11 protein-coding genes are annotated in these 18097 nt (G+C 69.9%); 6 read left to right on the forward strand and 5 right to left on the reverse strand.

Annotated features, from left to right (window positions below; translation table 11 throughout):
- Positions 1–128: 128 nt before the first annotated feature.
- Positions 129–1028 carry a DMT family transporter gene (locus ACWDEX_RS33515; RefSeq protein ID WP_450468236.1) on the reverse strand — a complete coding sequence of 300 codons (900 nt, stop codon included), beginning with the start codon at positions 1026–1028 and terminating at the stop codon, positions 129–131.
- A gap of 301 nt (positions 1029–1329) precedes the next feature.
- Here ACWDEX_RS33515 and hemC point away from each other — a divergent pair, with 301 nt between their 5' ends.
- A complete protein-coding gene (hemC, locus tag ACWDEX_RS33520) occupies positions 1330–2265 on the forward strand; it encodes a hydroxymethylbilane synthase (RefSeq protein ID WP_450468237.1) in 936 nt (311 codons plus the stop codon).
- 69 nt (positions 2266–2334) lie between these two features.
- Here the strand turns inward: hemC and ACWDEX_RS33525 are convergent, their stop codons facing one another.
- The 3 genes from ACWDEX_RS33525 to ACWDEX_RS33535 form a co-directional block, all read right to left on the reverse strand.
- Positions 2335–3522 carry a PP2C family protein-serine/threonine phosphatase gene (locus ACWDEX_RS33525; RefSeq protein ID WP_450468238.1) on the reverse strand — a complete coding sequence of 396 codons (1188 nt, stop codon included), beginning with the start codon at positions 3520–3522 and terminating at the stop codon, positions 2335–2337.
- Positions 3523–3651: 129 nt separating this feature from the next.
- On the reverse strand, positions 3652–4860 hold the full coding sequence (locus ACWDEX_RS33530) for a hypothetical protein (protein WP_450468239.1): 1209 nt from the start codon (positions 4858–4860) through the stop codon (positions 3652–3654).
- Positions 4861–5162: 302 nt separating this feature from the next.
- Complete coding sequence (locus ACWDEX_RS33535) at positions 5163–5810, reverse strand: BlaI/MecI/CopY family transcriptional regulator (RefSeq protein WP_450468240.1); 648 nt, start codon at positions 5808–5810, stop codon at positions 5163–5165.
- Positions 5811–6464: 654 nt separating this feature from the next.
- On the opposite strand from ACWDEX_RS33535, the gene ACWDEX_RS33540 reads away from it, so the two are divergent.
- The 4 genes from ACWDEX_RS33540 (at position 6465) to ACWDEX_RS33555 (ending at position 15073) form a co-directional block, all read left to right on the forward strand.
- Positions 6465–7100, forward strand: coding sequence for a hypothetical protein (locus tag ACWDEX_RS33540; protein ID WP_450468241.1), 636 nt, complete (start codon positions 6465–6467; stop codon positions 7098–7100).
- 372 nt (positions 7101–7472) lie between these two features.
- A complete protein-coding gene (locus ACWDEX_RS33545; RefSeq protein WP_450468242.1) occupies positions 7473–7985 on the forward strand; it encodes a hypothetical protein in 513 nt (170 codons plus the stop codon).
- Positions 7986–8054: 69 nt separating this feature from the next.
- Positions 8055–10088, forward strand: a complete 2034-nt coding sequence (locus tag ACWDEX_RS33550; RefSeq protein ID WP_450468243.1) for an SPFH domain-containing protein — start codon at positions 8055–8057, stop codon at positions 10086–10088.
- A gap of 74 nt (positions 10089–10162) precedes the next feature.
- Complete coding sequence (locus ACWDEX_RS33555) at positions 10163–15073, forward strand: DNA repair ATPase (RefSeq protein ID WP_450468244.1); 4911 nt, start codon at positions 10163–10165, stop codon at positions 15071–15073.
- Between the two features lie 186 nt (positions 15074–15259).
- Here the strand turns inward: ACWDEX_RS33555 and ACWDEX_RS33560 are convergent, their stop codons facing one another.
- Positions 15260–16858 (reverse strand): CocE/NonD family hydrolase, encoded by a 1599-nt coding sequence (locus tag ACWDEX_RS33560; RefSeq protein ID WP_450468249.1) that lies wholly within the window; start codon positions 16856–16858, stop codon positions 15260–15262.
- A 178-nt stretch (positions 16859–17036) separates the two neighbouring features.
- Here ACWDEX_RS33560 and ACWDEX_RS33565 point away from each other — a divergent pair, with 178 nt between their 5' ends.
- Entirely contained in the window at positions 17037–17753 is a 717-nt protein-coding gene (locus tag ACWDEX_RS33565) for a TetR/AcrR family transcriptional regulator (protein WP_450468245.1), read from the forward strand.
- The last annotated feature ends 344 nt before the right edge of the window (positions 17754–18097 follow it).

Here is an 18097-nt window from a genome sequence, read left to right on the forward strand (position 1 = left end):
TCCGGGGACGTGGGTGACGTCTGTGACGGGTCGACGAGCCGCCATCCGCCCCTTACCCGCGCCCCGCGGCCCTGGGAGCCGGGTGACCGCGTGCTCGTCGGTGAAGCCGGGGTGTGGTTTCGGTGCGGTCACGAAGTTACGGGCGGAGTGGGACGCAGGCCACCACCGGTGCTGTCCGCCGCTCCAGGCATGCCGGCCGCGACCCGGCCCAGCCGCAGCACCCCCCACAGGGCCAGCACGACCCCGATCACCTCGGGCAGGAGCCACCAACCGGTCCGGATCTGCTCCTGGAACAGCATCACGCCGAGGGTCAGGCTCACCGTGGCGTCACCGATGGTCAGTGCCGGCTGTGACGCGGCCAGGGAGCCGGCCTGCAGCGCGTTCTCCAGCAGCAGTACCGCGCTGACGCCGGTCAGCGCGAACCCGTAGGTCTGCCAGGACATGAGGAAGGCCCGGATTCCGTGGGCGGCGAACGTTCCCGTGGCGGATTTCAGCAACGCGGCGGTGAGGGCGTAGCCGACGGCCGCGGCCACCCCCAGCACGGCGGCCCGGAACAGCGACGGGCGCCCAGGCCGGGCCAGTACGACCGCGGCGGTCATGGCCCCCAGGCACCCCGCCAGAACCGGGAACCATCGCACCATGGGGGCCTGGTCCTCAGCCCCGGAAGGAGCGGCGGAGCCGAGGATCAGGGCGAGTCCGATGACCACACCGGTGATCGCCCACCAGCCGGCCCCTGGCAGACGGTGGCGCATGAGCTGAGAGGCGATGAGCAGGGCGAAGGGCAGTTCCAGCACGAACAGTGGCTGCACCAGTGACATCGGCCCGTTCACCAGGGCGAGCGCCTGGAAGATCGCGGCACCGATGACCCCGGCGACTCCGATCAGCCACGCGGGGCGGTGTGCCAGGGCGCGCAGCAGCCGCAGGCCGCCGCCACGCGCGACCGTGGACGCCGCCTTGCGCTGGAACGCGGTGCCCACCGCGTTGCTGGCGGCACCCAGGACGGCGAAAAACGCCGCAAGCGCGATCACCACTCCAGCATGCCTCGGAACGGCGATCACGGCGCCTTGGCCGGGTCCTGCTCCTGACGGTCGGCGGCCGGGCTGCCGGTGTCGTACCAGCGCCCGGACGGTCTGCCCGTAGACCGTGCGGGTGCCGGTGCGGGCCTAGGCATTGACGGCGTCGGTCCTGGTACGTGCGGTGCGAGCGCCCCTTCGCCCAGGTCTGGGTCCTGGCTGGGTGTGCGCTGGTCCGACCGGCCGCGGAACAGCCGGACTTCCTTGGGTGAGGAATGTTCCCCTGTCGGGTTTCGACCGGTCTATGGTGAGCGGCATGTCCGGTCCTGAGTTGATCCGCATCGTCTCCCGAGACTCGCCCATGGCCCTAGCCCAGGTGGAGCGTGTGCGTGGGGAACTGGCCGCCCGCCACCCGCACATCCGCACCGAGGTCGTACCCGTGAAGACGACCGGCGACCGATGGATGGGCAGCCTCGCCGAGGTGGAGGGCAAGGGCGCGTTCACCAAGGAGGTCGACGCCGCACTGCTGGCGGGTGACGCGGATCTGGCCGTGCACTGCCTCAAGGACGTGCCCGCCGACCGGCCGCTCCCCGTCGGCACGGTGTTCGCCGCGGTCCTACGGCGCGACGACATCCGCGACGCCCTGGTCCACCCCGGCGGGCTCACCCTCGGCGAACTGCCGCCCGGGACACGAATCGGCACGTCCTCGGTACGGCGCAGCGCCCAACTAGCCGCCTCGCACCCGCATCTGCGGTGCGTGCCGATGCGCGGCAACGCCAACCGGCGCCTGGACAAGCTCGCGGCCGGTGAGGCGGACGCCCTGTTGCTGGCCGTGTCCGGACTCGAACGCATTGGCCGGACCGACCTCATCAGCGAAGTGCTGGCTGCGGAGACGATGATGCCGCCGATCGGTGCGGGCATTCTCGCGCTGCAGTGCCGGCAGGACGACACGGCGGTCATCGACAGCGTCAGCGACCTCGGGCATCCGGACACGCATCGGGAAGCCGCCGCCGAGCGCATGATGCTCCACGTGCTCCAGGGCCACTGCAACTCGCCCATCGCCGGGTACGCCCGCGCCGAAGGCCATGGCGACCTGTCCCTGCGGGCCGCCGTGTTCACTCCCGACGGCAAGACCGTCCTCAACGCCCACGAGTGGGCAGGCCGACTCGACGCCGAAACGCTCGGCACCTCGGTCGCCGTCGCCCTGCTGCGTCAGGGTGCCCGCGCCTTGATCGACTCCATCGACCACTGACTTCCCGCACCAGGGCGGTGCATCGGCGCCGGCCCCGGGCACCTGGGCCGGGGCGACGCCGGTTCTTGATCATCTGCCCTGCTGCTGAGGCGCGGGCCCATGACGGGACCCGTCGGCATGGAAGATCCGCCCATGACGGTGGCCGGGGTGGGCGCTGGGAACGCGTTGGAGTGCGACGAGGGCGGCGTCGTCGTCAAGGCGGCCGCCTGTATGGGCGAGCAGGTCCCGCTGGATGTGCTGGACGAGCGCCGCCGGGGCAGCCTGGGTCCACTGGGCGACGCGTTCCGCGAGGGGGTAGAAGCAGCCGTGGGCGTCGCGGGCCTCGATGACGCCGTCGGTGTAGAGCAAGAGGGTGTCGCCGGGCTCGAAGGAGAACACGTCCAGGGCGTAGCCCTCCGGGCCTTTCGTGCTGATACCCATCGGGGGAGCGGGGTGCAGGCTCGGGACGGTGACCACGTGGCCAGGACTGAGCAGCAGCGGTGGAGGATGCCCGCAACTGGTCATCCGAGTGACCGGATCCGCGTCGGGGATCTCCACCAGCAAGGCGGTGGCGAAGCGTTCGCCGACCTCCTCGGACGGCTCGAAGTCGCCCAGATAGCGGGTGATGCTCCGCTCCAGGGCCGAGGCCAGTTCCGGCAGGGAGTTCTCCTGGTAGCCGACCTCGCGGAAGGCGCCGAGCAGCAGGGCGGCCTCGCCGATGGCGGAAAGGCCCTTGCCGCGCACATCGCCGATCATGACGCGTACCACGTGGTCGGTGCGCGTGGTCGCGTACAGGTCGCCGCCGATCTGCGCCTCGTCTTCGGCGGCCAGGTACAGGCTGGCGACCTTCACGGGACCGATCTGTTCCGGCAGCCGCCACAGCAGGACGCGCTGCGCGGCCTCGGCCACCGAGCGGACCTGGGCCAGCTGCGCGTGGTGCCGGTCCCGGACGGCACAGTAGAGGACGATCAGCGCCGAGAGCACGGCGAGGGTGATGATCTGCACGATGTGGTTCGTGGTGTAGAGCCCGCCGTGGTAGACGGCGATCAGGATCTGGCCCACCACCGCCAGCGCTCCGACGAGAGCGGTCAGACGGGGGCCTGCGAACGCGGGGGTGAGCGCGGGCGCCATGACCAATGCGGGTCCCAGATGGATCTCGACGGGAGTTTGGACGTCCACCGCCGTGATCACCACGATGAGCGCGACGGGTAGCAGCAGCAAGGCATGACTCGGCTGCCATGGCTCCCGCAGACCGGCGAGGATGTGCTGTAGATCCATGCCTACTACCCTGCCTCGCCCCCCGGTCGGGCGGCCACCTGCGTCCGTACGGTGCGTGGCGGAGCGTGACGGCGGTCGACCACAGCGCTCTCGCCCTTGACGGGTTTAGCGGTCCCCTCCCGCGGGCGATCAAGCCCTAGGGGGGCTCGCAGCGCGCTGCTTCCGGTTCGCCGACTGCCCTGTCTCACGCCGCCGCGCCGCGGGCATGAACGGTCGTCGTGCGTGGGCCCGGGCATGCCGCTCACGGCGGTCGCGTACCGGCCAGAACAGGACGTAGGCGGTGGACACGGTCACGAAGCCCAGCCGGAGCAGGCCGCGCGCCGAGTCGTTGGGAACGACGAAGACACTTCCGTACAGGGTGAGCAGCCCGATCCAGCTCCACCAGGGGACGAGGCGTCGCTGCCCGATCACATCCCACAGCAGTGTGCCCAGCAGAACCGATGCCGTGTAGTACGTGTAGACGCTGGGGTCCAGGAGGATCCGGGCGTTGGCGCCGAGCAGGACGACCGCCGGCCAACGGCCACGCCACACGGCGACGCAGCCGAGCGTCAAACCCAGCGCCGCCTGTGCGGGACGATCCCAGGGCGGCGTCCTGGGATCGCCGACGCCGAGCCAGCGCAGCGCGGACGCCGGCTGGTTGGGGATGGTGAACTGGGTCGCGGCGAACGAGTGCGGGGCGTCGAGGAAGAACGGCAGCCAGGCGAGCGCGACGAGCCCCGCGCACCACAGGCCCGCGCGTAGCCAATGGCGTCTCGGCAGCGCGAGCAGCAGCGGCAGGAAGGCCAGTGCGGTCGGTTTGGAGTCCACGGCCAGGGCCAGGTAGATGCCGGTCGCGGCCGCGTTGCCGCGTGTGAGGGAGCGTACGGCCAGGGCCGTGAAGAAGAGCGCCAGGACGTCGTCGAGGTGCCCGAAGCGGACCGCGACCTCGATCCACATGGGGATGAAGGCCAGGCCCGCGATCAGCACGCGCCGGCGCAGCCGTTGGTGATTGGTTCCGGTACCCAGGAAGTACGAGGCGGCGCTACGTCCGGCCAGGACCAGGATCACCAGGCCGAGCAGGGACATCAGGGCGGCGGCCAGTAACTGCCCGACGGCCTCGGGGAAGGGGTCGAACAGCCCCGCGACCAGGAAGCTGATGGGTCCCATCTGCAGTTCGGGGTGATGCGCGTACAGGTTGAGACCGCCGTCGCCCCGGCCGGAGGCGCCCGCGTAGATGAGCTCTCCGCCGGTATGCAGATAGTGCCAGGAGAACCCGCCGTGCGGCTCGACCACGGCGAACCAGAGCACTGTCCAGGCGGCGAGCAGCACCAAGTGCACCCGCTGACTGATGGCCGGCACACGCCTTCCTTTCGGCTCTTGCCCCCGCGGGCTTTCCGCGGACGTCATGGCCCCCCTCCTTGAGATGGCCGAATGGGAAGGAAGGTTCTCTCGCCGTCGTGATCGGGAAGGCATGGCGTGGGTATCGCGGGTGACAGGCGCGTGGTTGTTCCGGTGAGGAGTCGCCGCGCTGTGCGTTCGGCCCGAACCACCCTGTCGGCCAGGGCGTGATGAGGTGGGGCAGCCAGGCGGCACCCGCCACGGTGGCCGGCGCCTGCCCAGTGGTTCGGGCCACTGAAACGTCAACTACACCGGTTCTCCAGTCAGTTGGCAGGTCCTGCCGTCTCGGTCTCGGGCGCCTTCTTCTGTTCCTCCGCGTCGGGGGCGGTGTAGTAGACGGATGTGCCTTGCTTGCTGCGTTGGGCGAGGTTCTTGGCGACAAGCCCTTCGAGGGTGGTGCGCACGACGGTGGTCTTGATGCCGCGCTCGGGAAGGGCCTTGCCGAGCGCGGTGGCGACTTCCGCCGCCGAGCGGGGTTCGCCCTGCTCGGTCAGATGACGGCGGACGAGTTCGACCAACGTGGGCTGAGTCGGCTTCGAGGCCGAGGACTTGACTGCGGGCTTCTTGGCGACCGGCTTCTTGGCCGCCGTGCTGCCCTGTGCGGCGGTGGTCTTCCGCTCCCGTGCCCGCTTGCTCGTGGCGGAAGCGGGAGCACCCTTCTTCCGGGGAGCGGGGACCACGGCACTGCCGGGCTCGTCGGTGACCTCGGCGGGCGCCGCAGTGATACCGAGTGCCTTGTGCATGTTCACCAGCAGGGCGTGATCCTGCTGCAGGGCAGCCAGTTGCTGCTGCAGCGCGCCGACCTCCGCACTGATGCGCTCCTGCTCCTTGACGTTTCGTTCGAGATCGCTCGACACCTGGGCGGTGTACTGCGATGTCAGTTCGGTAGTGACGGCTCTGGTCTCGGACATGGTGTTGGCCCTTCCTCGGTTTTCCGGCCGTGGTGACGGACGCCTGGGGCGGGAAGCGGAGAGCCAGGCTCATGTGCTTGTCCGGCTCGTGTCCGACTGACGTCGGCCGTATTTGACGCACAGTGCCCCAGCGTAGAGATAGTACGGATGAGTGCAGTCTCTTGTTCCACTTGAGTGATGTCCTTTGCCCAAGCAGAACTTCCGCGAGCAGGCTTGCCTCGGCATGTGTGGGTGATGGTCCGGTGCGTGGCACGCTTCCGGCGTATGCCGGCGGGTCAGAGTTTCCGGCCGAGGTGAGGGGCCTTCGGCGTCTTCGCGAGTTCGGCGGCCTGCCGGGTCAGCAGGGTCAACTCTCCCTGTAGTACTGGGTTTTCGTCTCGTCAACGACTCAAGGGACCAACTCGCCGCCGTTCGGCACCGCGGCGACCGGTTACCCACCCGCCACGCCGCCCACCGGGTAATTCGGTGAAGCGGTGGCTGGCTCATGACACCTGGTCACCGATGTCATGGGTGACACGGTGTCAGCGGCGCGATTACTCCAAACGTAGTGTTCCTCATATTTTCCGTATGTCCGACATGACAGAGATTGCGCGCGTATGTACGTTCAATCTCGCATCGGCTCACAGCCGACGTGTCTGAGACAGGAGAAGTGACATGGCAACGCGTTCCACAGCTGTTACTGCCGCGATTGCGGCCGGCGCGGCCCTGGTGGCCACCGGTATCACCTACGCCTCCGCGGCTTCCGAGCCGGCCAACGTGGCTCCGATCGCCCAGCAGGCCGCCCCCGTCCCCGCCCCCGCCGCAGCTCCCGCCCCCGAGTCGGCCCTCGAGGGCAACAGCCGGGGCGGCAGCGGGCGGGGTGGCAACAGTCGCGGTGACAACGGTCGTGGCGACAACGACCGGGATTACCAAGGCAAGGGCAATGAGGGCCACGAGGAGGAGGAGGAGGAGCACGAGCACCGCCGGCGCCACTTCATCGGCCGGATTCACGTCAACGAGCGTGAGATCCCGGCGATCCCGGACGGCTGCATCGTCGTGGTCAGCGGCCTCGGCTCCAAGAGCATTAACGTCACCAACGAGAGCAAGAAGACCGTGGAGGTCTTCAGCGGTGCCACCTGCGACAACGGTGCTCCCATCGCCGTCGTCGGCCCCTGGAGCCAGGCGGACGGGCTGCGTCCGCGGCACATCAAGGATGGTGTGAAGGTCAAGCACGGTGTGGTGGCCAGCGTCCGAGTGATCAAGCGTCACCACGAGGGCAAGGGTGGTGGCGGCGACTTCGACAGGGACTGACCGATCCCACCTGTGAGGTAGAGAACGAGAACCCCGGCCCGCCGGAATCGGGCCGGGGTTCTCGCTGTGCGTCCCCGACCGGGACGCAGCCTTCCACGCTAAACCTCTGTCGGACGGTCCAGGGTCAAGGGCGTGGGGAGGATGACGGACGGCGCGTGTCGATGACGCCCTCTCAGCGGCCCACCGGCATACAGAACCTCATGAACATTGCCGGGAACCGGCAATGCGCCGACGGACCTTCGCCGGGCAGCATGGTGTGCGGGGAGCATGGCGGATGGTTCCGGTGCCGGACACCGGCAGGTGCCCGGCACCGGAACCGAGTCGGGGGCCGTGCGTCGTCCATGGGTATGCGTAAGGAAGAGGGGCCGGGACATGCGAACGTTCATGGAGGCCGCCACAGGATTGCCGGCACTGCTGTTCACCGCCGCACTGGTGGTGATCGTGTGCTTCTGGCTGCTGGTCGCGGTAGGGGCCACGACCTCCGACAGCTTCGACTCGGACGCGGACCTCGACGCCTGGGGCATGGGCGGGGTGCCGGTGATGGTCGCGCTCACCCTGGTGACGGTGTTCGGCTGGCTCTTCGCCATGGGCGAGGCCGTGCTGCTGGCCTCCGGCGCGCTACCGGGGACGGTCACCGGAGTGCTGCGCCTGCTGGCTCCGCCCGGCGCGCTGCTCATCGCCTGGCAACTGACGCGTTTGTTCGTACGGCCGCTGCGCCGCCTCTTCCCCGATGAACCGTCCCGGCCCGCCGTGAACACCGGCGGCGACGGCACCGGACTGCCGAGTGCCCCTGTCCCCGCCCCCGCCGACACCGGTGTACGCATCCGATACCTCTCGTACTCCACTGCCCAAGGGCCACTGCGGGCGCGCGATCGCGTCGCCTAGCCAGCGCCCCGGGACCCCGTGTCCCGCCCTCACGCTCCGACGTCTCTCTACGCCTCAAGGACCTATGTCATGGAAGCCATCGGCGTACTCGCCGCCGTCTGCCTGGTCGTCGTCATCGTCGTGCTGCTCGTCTTCTCCCGCTTGTTCCGCAAGGTGGAGCAGGGCAAGGCGCTGATCGTCTCCAAGACGCGGAAGGTCGACGTGACCTTCACCGGTCAGGTCGTGCTACCGGTGCTGCACAAGGCCGAGGTGATGGACATCTCGGTGAAGGCCATCGAGATCACACGGACCGGACGCGACGGGCTGATCTGCCGGGACAACATCCGCGCGGACATCCGGATCTCGTTCTTCGTCCGGGTCAACAAGACAGTCGACGACGTCATCAAGGTCGCTCAGGCGGTGGGCACGGCACGGGCCAGTGACCAGGCCACGTTGCAGGAACTGTTCCACGCGAAGTTCTCCGAGGCGCTCAAGACCGTCGGCAAGCAGATGGACTTCACCGACCTGTACACCAAGCGTGAGGAACTGCGGTACCAGATCATCGAGGTCATCGGCGTCGACCTCAACGGGTACCACCTGGAGGACGCGGCGATCGACTACCTGGAGCAGACGCCGCTGACCCAGCTCGACCCGGCCAACGTCCTGGACGCCCAGGGCATCCGTAAGATCACCGAGCTGACGGCTGTCGAACATGTCCGCACCAACGAGGCCCAGCGCACCGAGGAGAAGGAGATAGCCCGGCAGAACGTCGACGCCCGGGAGGCCATCCTGGAGCTGGAACGCCGGCAGGCCGACGCCGAGATCAAGCAGAAGCGCGAGATCGAGACCGTCCGGGCGCAGGAGGAGGCCGAGACCGCCCGGGTCGTGGAGGAGGAGCGACTGCGTGCGCAGAGCGCCTTCCTGCGCACCGAGGAGCAGCTCGGCGTCCAGCGCGAGAACCAGGCCCGTGAGGTCGCCGTCGCCGCGAAGAACCGCGAGCGGGTCATCGCCGTCGAGAACGAGCGCATCGAGAAGGACCGGCTCCTGGAGGTCATCGCGCGTGAGAGGGAGACGCAGCTGACGCAGATCGCCGCCGAGAAGGAGGTCGAGGCGGAGAAGCGCGAGATCGCCGAGGTCATCCGCGAGCGCGTCGCCGTGGACCGCACGGTTGCCGAGCAGGAGGAGTCCATCAAGAAGCTGCGCGCCGTGGAGGAGGCGGAGCGGGAGCGCCAGGCCGTGATCATCGCCGCCGAGGCCGAGGCGCAGGAGAAGCTGGTCAAGGACATCAAGGCGGCCGAGGCCGCCGAGCAGGCCGCCACCCACCGCGCGGCCGAGGAACTCACCTTGGCCGAGGCTCGGTTGAAGTCCGCAGACCTCGATGCGCAGGCCAAGCTGCGACTGGCCGAGGGACTCCAGGCCGAGGCGGCGGCCGCAGGGCTCGCGGCCGTGCAGGTCCGCGACAAGGAGGCCGAGGTCCTTGAGAAGGCCGGCCGCGCCGAGGCCGTGGCCACCGAGGCACGGCTGCGCGCAGAGGCGGAAGGCGCGCAGGCCAAGGCGCTGGCCGAGGCGACGGCCGTCGGCGAGAAGCTGAAGGCCGAGGCGGCTGGACTCACCGAGAAGGCCGCGGCGATGGCAGCGCTCGACGAGGCCTCGCGCGGGCACGAGGAGTACCGGCTGCGGCTGGAGGCCGAGAAGGAGATCCGGCTCGCCGGCCTGGACGTCCAGCGGCAGGTCGCCGAGGCACAGGCCACCGTGCTCGCCACCGGACTGGAGAACGCCGACATCGACATCGTCGGCGGGGAGTCCGTCTTCTTCGACCGGCTGCTGTCCTCGATCGCCCTCGGCAAGGGTGTCGACGCCGTCGTCGAGCACTCCGAGACCGCGCGGGCACTCGCGGGGCCGTGGCTGGACGGTACGTCGTCCTTCACCGACGACCTCACCCGTATCCTCGGCTCGGTCTCGTCGGCCGACATCCAGAACCTGACGGTGTCCGCCCTGCTGATGAAGCTCATGACGAAGGGCGGCACGAACACCGGGCAGCTCCAGCAACTGCTGGAGAAGGCAGGCGAGCTGGGGCTCGCCGACACTTCGCTCGCGGCACTCAACGGCGGCGCCAAGGGCTGACCGGTCGGCGGTCCGGAGCTGTCACACGGGGGGCAGCTCCGGACCGTTTCTCCTGACTTCCTGAGAGGGATCCCATGACAACCGGCCAGGACACCGGTACCCGCGAGGCCCATGACATGCTCGACACCGGCACGTACGAGGTGCTTCGCGACCGCCTCGCCGCGCAGGCCGCGGAACTGACGCGCCGCGTCCGGACGCTGGACGCCCGCCGTACCGAGGAGTTCGGCTCGACGCGGCTCGAACTCGCCGGCACCGAGCGGCTGCGCACCGAACACCCAGGTGTGCCCGCCGACATCGTGGCCGTCGGCGACACCCTCCTGTTCGGGTACAACGTCTCTTCCGTAGTGACGCCGGAGAGGGACGTGAGCGATGTCTTCGCCCTGCATGACCGCGACCTGAACCGACTGCCCCAGAACGCCGTACCGGGCCTGCTGGACGATCCCGCCTTCGTCCGGGAGTTCGGGGCCCTCCACCGCTACTACCGCCAGGCGCGCCTCCTGCGGCTGCGCCGCCTCGACGGCAAGCTGCTGGCCGTCTTCCAGACCGGCGCGAAGGCCGAAGACATCCGCGTGCTGCGCTGGGCGCTGTCCGAGGACGGGCAGGCCTCTTTCGTCGACGCGCGAGGGGACCGCGACCACGTCTTCCCGCCGCCGTACGACTTCACCTGGACCGAAGCCACCCGCGAGGAGCACGTGCTGGGCCGCCACCCGCACGTCTCCGTCCAGGGCGAGGTCTTCGTCACCACGGTCGGGGGCACGCTGACCGTCAAGGTGGAGGACGACACCGAGACCGGCGAGGGGATCTACTCCGAGCCGGTCGACGAGCCGCTGCAGTCGCTCGCCGACGCGGACATCGCCCATGCGCGCGTGGGCGCCCTGATCCTGTTGCGCATCCGTCCCTACAAGGAGGACGCCCACCGGTTCCTGGTGTTCAACATCCTCACCAGGTCCGTGGTCCGCCTCGACGGCATCGGACGGGCCTGCCGTCGACTGCCGGAGGACCAGGGGATCGTCTTCGCGGGCGGCTACTGCCTGGCCGCGGGCACCTACAAGACGTACGAGCTCGACACCACGGACCTGGAGTTCGAACGCGAGGTGCGCTCACCGAACGGTGAGGACGTCCTCTTCGCGTTCCGCGCGCGAGCGGGCGGCAACAGTCTGCTCCTGCCGTACAACGTGATCCGCAAGGAGATCGACGCCCCGCTGACCTGCCACGGCTGGTCCCTGTTCGACGACGGCACGCTCACCGTGCTGCGCGTCGAGAGTGACGAACCCGCGCGGGTGCACCCCGTCCAGCTGTGGACGTCTCCCTACGCCTCCGACACCTACGCCGCCACCGCCCCCACCGGCAGCGGACCGCTCGCCCGTGTCGGCAATGCCGACCTCGTGCGCGGCATCGCCGACTGCCTGTCCATCACCCGTGCCGTCGCCGAGACCACCCCGACGACCGAGGTGTACAAGGCCCTGGCCGCCGCATGCGTCCGCGCGGCCGACAGCCACCACTGGCTCGGCGATGACGAACTCGGTGATCTACGCACGCCGTTGGACGCCGTACACGCCACAGCCCAACAGGTGCTGTCCGAGTTCGAGACCGTGCAGACGCTGACCCGGCAGGCCGCCGACGCCCTCGACGAGGCCGTCGGCACCGTCGCAGGGGTGGTGCGCCGACTGCGCGGCGAGGCCCCACGCGACGCCGCCGCCTGGGTGAGCGGCCTGACCGAACTGCGTCGCGCCCAGGGACACCTGCTGACGATCAGGGAGATGCGGTACGCGGACACCGCCCGCATCGACGAACTGGCCGCCGGCATCGAAACGGACCTCGCCGCGTTCGGCCAGCGCGCCGTCACCTTCCTGGCCCGCCAGGACGCCTTCACCGGCCACCATGAGGACGTCGAACGGCTCGTCACGGACGCCGAGTCGATCACCACCGTCGCCGAGGCGGCGCCCCTCGTGACACGACTCGACGAACTCGCCGACGGGTTGGACACGGTGACCGAGGTGGTCGCCGGACTCTCCATCGCAGACGCCACCGTCCGCACCTCCATCCTGGAGCGCATCGCCGAGGTGATGGGCGGTGTCAACCGCGCCCGCGCCACCCTCGACGCCCGCCGCCGCGACCTCATGGAGAGCGAGGGCAGCGCCGAGTTCGCCGCCGAGTTCGCGCTCCTCGGACAGGCGGTCACCAGCGCGCTGGCCGCGGCGGACACCCCCGAGGCATGCGACGAGCACCTTGCGCGCGTACTCGTACGGGTGGAGGACCTGGAGTCGCGTTTCGCGGAGTTCGGCGACTTCCTCGGCGCGCTGGCCGACAAGCGCGGCGAGGTCTACGAGGCCTTCACCGCCCGCAAGCAGGGCCTCGCCGACGCCCGCGCCCGCCGTGCGGAGCAACTCGCGGCCTCCGCCATCCGGGTCCTGGAGACGATCGCCCGCCGCTGCACCACGCTCGCCGACACCGACGCGGTCAACACCTACTTCGCCTCCGACCCCATGGTCGCCAAGGTTCGCACCACCGCGGAGGAGTTGCGCGCGCTCGGCGACACCGTGCGGGCCGAGGAAATGGAGGGCCGTCTCAAGGCCGCCCGCCAGGAGGCCGCCCGAGCCCTCCGCGACCGCACCGACCTGTACGCCGACGACGGCCGGACCGTCCGCTTCGGCAGCCACCGCTTCGCCGTCAACACCCAGCCCCTCGACCTCACTCTGGTCCCGCACGCCGACGGCCTCGCCTTCGCCGTGACCGGCACCGACTACCGCTCACCCGTCAAGGACCCGGACGCCGCGGACGCCCGCTTCCGGGACTGTCACCTGCCCTCCGAGTCGCCCGAGGTGTACCGCGCCGAGCACCTCGCCGCCCGTCTGCTGGACGAGCACGGCGTGGCGTTCCTCGCCCAGGCCGATCTCCCCACCCTCGTACGGAGGGCGGCGGAAGACGCGTACGACGAGGGCTACGAACGCGGCATCCACGACCACGACGCCACGGTGATCCTCAGCGCGCTGCTGGACCTGTACGAAGCGGCCGGTCCACTGCGCCACGAGCCCGCCGCCCGCGCCGCCGCCCAGCTGTTCTGGGCGCACGGCACCACGGCCGAGGACCGCCAGCACTGGACCCGGCGCGCGGTGTCCCTCGCACGCGCCCGGGACACCTTCGGCCCGACAGTCGCTCTGGCCGACCTGCGGGCCGAACTCGCGGAAGCCATCGACACCTGGTCCGGGGGGCAGGCCAGACACCACGGGACCGTTGGCACGAGCGCCGACGCGGCCGCCGCCTACCTCTTCGAGGACCTGACGACCGGGCCCGACGGCTTCGTCCTCAGCGCCGCCACCCACACTCTGCTCGACAAGTTCCGCCACACCGTGGGTGTTTCGGCGTACGACGAGGACCTGGCCGCTGTCGGCGACCTCGCCGCACGCCGCCAGCTGGCCGAGGCGTGGCTGTCCTCGTACGCCTCGGCCACCGGCACGGACCTCACCGCCGGCGACCTGGACGAGGCGGTGGCCGCTGAGCTGTGCCCGGACCTGACCCGCTATGAGTCGGACGCTCCGCTGACGGCCCGCGCCGAGGGACTGCTCGGCACACACCCGCGCATCACCGGCCGGCGCCTGCCCCTCAGGATCGACGAGTTCCTCGCCCGGACGAAGACGTTCGCAGAACAGGACGTCCCCGCGTTCCGGGCCTACCAGCGCCGCCGCACCGACCTGGTGGCCGCCGAACGCTCCCGGCTGCGCCTGGACGACCACCGTCCGCGGACCATGCCGGCGTTCGTCCGCAACCGTCTCATCGACGAGGTGTACCTTCCGCTCATCGGCGACAACCTCGCCAAACAGCTCGGCACCGCGGGCGAGACACGGCGCACCGACACAGGCGGCATGCTGCTGCTCATCTCCCCGCCGGGCTACGGCAAGACGACACTCATGGAGTACGTCGCCGACCGCCTCGGTCTCATGCTCGTGAAGGTCAGTGGCCCGGCGCTGGGCCACGCCGTCACCTCGCTCGACCCCGCCGACGCCCCGAACGTCACCGCACGCCAGGAGATCGAGAAGATCAACTTCGCGCTGGCGGCCGGCAACAACACCCTGCTGTACCTGGACGACATCCAGCACACCTCGCCCGAGCTGCTGCAGAAGTTCATCCCGCTGTGCGACACCTCCCGCCGCGTCGAGGGAGTGTGGGATGGCGAGCCGCGCACCTATGACCTGCGGGGCAAGCGGTTCGCGGTCTGTATGGCAGGCAACCCCTACACCGAGTCCGGCAGTCGCTTCAGGGTGCCCGACATGCTCGCCAACCGCGCCGACGTCTGGAACCTCGGTGACGTCCTGACCGGTAAGGAGGACGTCTTCGCGCTCAGCTTCCTGGAGAACGCGCTCACCGCGAACCCGGTGCTCGCCCCCCTCTCCGGCCGCGACCGCGCAGACCTCGACCTGCTCGTCCGACTGGCCGCCGGCGACCCCGCAGCGGGTGCCGACCGGCTCGTCCACCCGTACGCACCGGCGGAGCTCGAGCAGATCCTCGCCGTCCTGCGCCATCTGCTCGCGCTCCGGGAGACGGTTCTGGAGGTCAACACGGCGTACATCGCCTCCGCCGCCCAGACCGATGCCACCCGCACCGAGCCGCCCTTCCAACTGCAGGGCTCGTACCGCAACATGAACAAGATCGCCCAGCGCGTGCAACCCGTCATGAACGATGCCGAACTCGCGGCCGTCATCGACGACCACTACCGGGCGGAGGCCCAGACCCTCACCTCCTCGGCCGAGGCCAACCTCCTCAAGCTGGCTGAGCTGCGTGGCACGCTCAGCACCCAAGAAGCCGTCCGCTGGGCCGAGGTGAAGGCCACGTACGTCCGCTCCCAGTCCCTGGGCGGACCCGAGAGCGACCCCCTCACCCGTGCCGTCGCCGCACTCGGTCTGCTCGCGGACCGTGTCGCTGCCGTCGAGTCGGCCATCAGGGGTGCCGCTGACCCCCGTCATCTGTTCGGCAATCCCAACAGATGATCGGGGGTGCGGCGCAGGTCACCGCCTCTCGGTCAGCCACGCTGCCAGTACGGCGGCCTGGCTGTGGTCCACGCCATTCGTGGCGGGGAGGAGCGTGAGAACACGGCGGGGGAGGAGTGCGAGCGCCGAGGAGCGAGCCGGGCCGTCAGGCCCGTCTCCTCGGCCGTTGCCCGCAGTCCTGAAGAGCTATGCGAGCTCGGAACTACGCGCGATCATCAGCGCCGAGTCCGCGTGGAGCGTGATGCGCACCGGTGTGAAGGTGGTGGCCTCCACCGGAGACTCTCTGGTACCCGGATTGCGGACGTAGCGGGGGTGGGCTCCTCCGCTGATCTGCCAGCGTATGCGGTGACCGGTGGCGAAGCGGTGGGCGGTGGAGCTCATGGGCGCGGTGACCTGCGAGGGCGCCTGTTCGGTCGTCCGCATTCGGGTCAGCCCGTCACAGATGTTGATGGAGCGGCCCTGTGCGTCCACGTCGCACAGGCGGGTGAAGACATCGGCGTGGCCGGTGTCCGTGGAGATGCTCAGCCGCGCGGAGACCGGGCCGAGGATGTCCATGGGCTCGGTCAGCGGAGGGCTGGTGAACGTCAGGACGTCGTCGCGGGCCTCCAGGGTGCTGTTGTCCTGAGGACCGGCGCTCGGGGAGAGCAGGGGGCCGCCGAGGGACGGGGTGGGGTCGGCCGGGTCGTAGCGGAACGTCGTCAGTGGTCCGGAGTCCGTGGGGGCCTGCTGGATGAGATGCCCGTCCGAGGTGGGGTACCACGCGGTGGTGGCCGGTGCCGACGGCCAGTCGCCGATGTCCCGCCAGCCCTCGTCGCCGATGTGCACGCGCACCCTTGTCGGCCGCAGGCCGGAGGGGTCGTCGTACAGGTGTGCGCGCAGCCAGGCGAGACTCTCGGCGAACACCTCGGGCCACCCCTTCTGCAGCGCGGAGGTGTGGGTCCAGGGGCCGACGAGCAGGGCGGTCTCGCATCCGGCCTGACGTAGTCGTTCGTACTGCTCGAGGGTCTGGTCGACCAGTGCGTCGTGCCATCCGGTGATCAGACTGGTCGGCACGTCCAGCCGCTCCGCCACCGCCGCCAACGACGCGCCGCTCCAATACGCGTCCGAGGCGTCCGGGTGCGTCATCACGTCGTCCAGCCAGGGCACCTCCCCGAGGGCGGGCTCGTACGCGCGGCGCAGCGGCCGCGCGGTGGTGATGTCACGCAAGCGACGCTGCAAGCGCAGTGTCGCCCTCAGAAACGGTGCCATCCCTTGGTGCTGATACGCCATCCCTACGCCGACGGCGAGGGCCTTCTCCAGGTGGAGCGCACCCCCTGCGTGGAACAAGGCGTGGGGATCGTGCAGCCCCACCTGTACCACCATCGCCTTCAGTTCCGGTGGCGGGTCCAGCGCAAGGGCCCACTGCACATATCCCAGGTAGCTGGGGCCGACGGTGCCCAGCCGCCCGTTGAACCAGGGCTGCGCGCGCAGCCACGTCACCGTGGCCTGACCGTCGGCGGCCTCATTGCGCCACAGATCGAACTCACCGCCCGAGCCGCCGGTGCCGCGGCAGCTCTGCAGGACCACGTGAAAGCCCTGTTCGGCGAAGAGCAGGCCGTACATGGGGGACCACGGAACGCCCCTGCCGTACGGCGAGCGCACGAGGAGGGTGGGGAAGTCGCCCTCCGCACGCGGGAAGTAGTGGTCCGTGATCAATGGGCTGCCGTCGGCGGCCGGTACTACCAGCCCCGGCTCCCATCCGACGTCGTGCTGTCTGGCCGGGAGCCGGCGCCATGTCGCCCTCATCATCCGTGAAGACAGTGGCGGCTTCCCGGAAGGCGGCGCCCAGGTCGGCCTCGACACAGGGTCGTGCGTGCGTGATGACATCGTTCCCCTCATCGGTTTACGTACACTGTACGAGAATAGGGGATGATTGGATGGCATGCACAGGGGGAGCCGCGATCAAGGAACGGAGCCAAGGGTCATGTCCGCTGACGGACGGGCCGGCGTCACGGGCGTCGACCCTCAGCAACTCTGGCTGAGCCCTGGCCAGCCCCGCAGAGGCCGTAGGCCCGCCTACGATCGAGAGACGATCACGGCGGCAGCCGTCGCCCTGGCGGACGCGGAGGGGCTCGAAGCGGTCACCATGCGCAAGGTCGCCGCACAGGTCGGAGCCGGCGTCATGTCGCTCTACAGCTACGCCCCCGACAAGGAGGCGCTGGTGGAGCTGATGATCGACAACGTCAGCGGCGAACTGGCGACCACGGATACACTCACCGGTGACTGGCGCGCCGATCTGAAGGCCATCGCCCGCCTCCAGCGCGCTCTCATGCTGCGGCACCCCTGGCTGCCCGCCGCCCTGTCCACCCGCCGCACCCCCGGGCCCAACACCCTGGCCTTCCTGGAACACGCGCTCGCCGCCCTGCGGCCCACCGGACTGGACGGTGCCGCGAAGCTGGAGATCTTCGCCCAGCTCACCGGCTTCGTCGCCGGGCATGTCGCCCACGAGATCGCACAGGCCGCAGCCTCACGGTCCCCCGACCGAGCCGCAGCCGAAGCCCGCTACCTGGCCGCTGTCGCAGCGGACGGCAACCACCCGGAACTCGCCGCAGCCCTCTTGGCCCCCGGACGCCCTCTCACCCCCGAAGCCACCTTCACCCGGTTCCTCAACCGCCTGATCGACGGCCTCGACACCGACTGATCCCACACCGCCATTCTTCGGGAACTCCCGGCCTGGAAGGACGACCCGACCGCAGCCGCGCGCCCGCACGCCGCGATCACCACGGAGGTAAGCGCCGTACGGGCATTTGAGCCTGTGCTGCGATCCGAGTGACAGAGCACCAGGGGCAGGAACGCAGCCAGCGCCCTGCCTCTTGCCGTGAGTGTCATGCCCCCGGTGCTGTTCTAGGGCGTGTTTCGAAAGTCCCGTCGTCCGCCCGTTAGGGCGGGCCCCGCGGCGTCTGGTGCGGTGCCTCGCAAGGCGGAGGGTCGCCCGCGTACTGGGCGTACGCGGGCGATCCCGACAACGCGGCGTGGGGGTCCCCC

Source organism: Streptomyces sp. NPDC001020, from assembly GCF_053599115.1.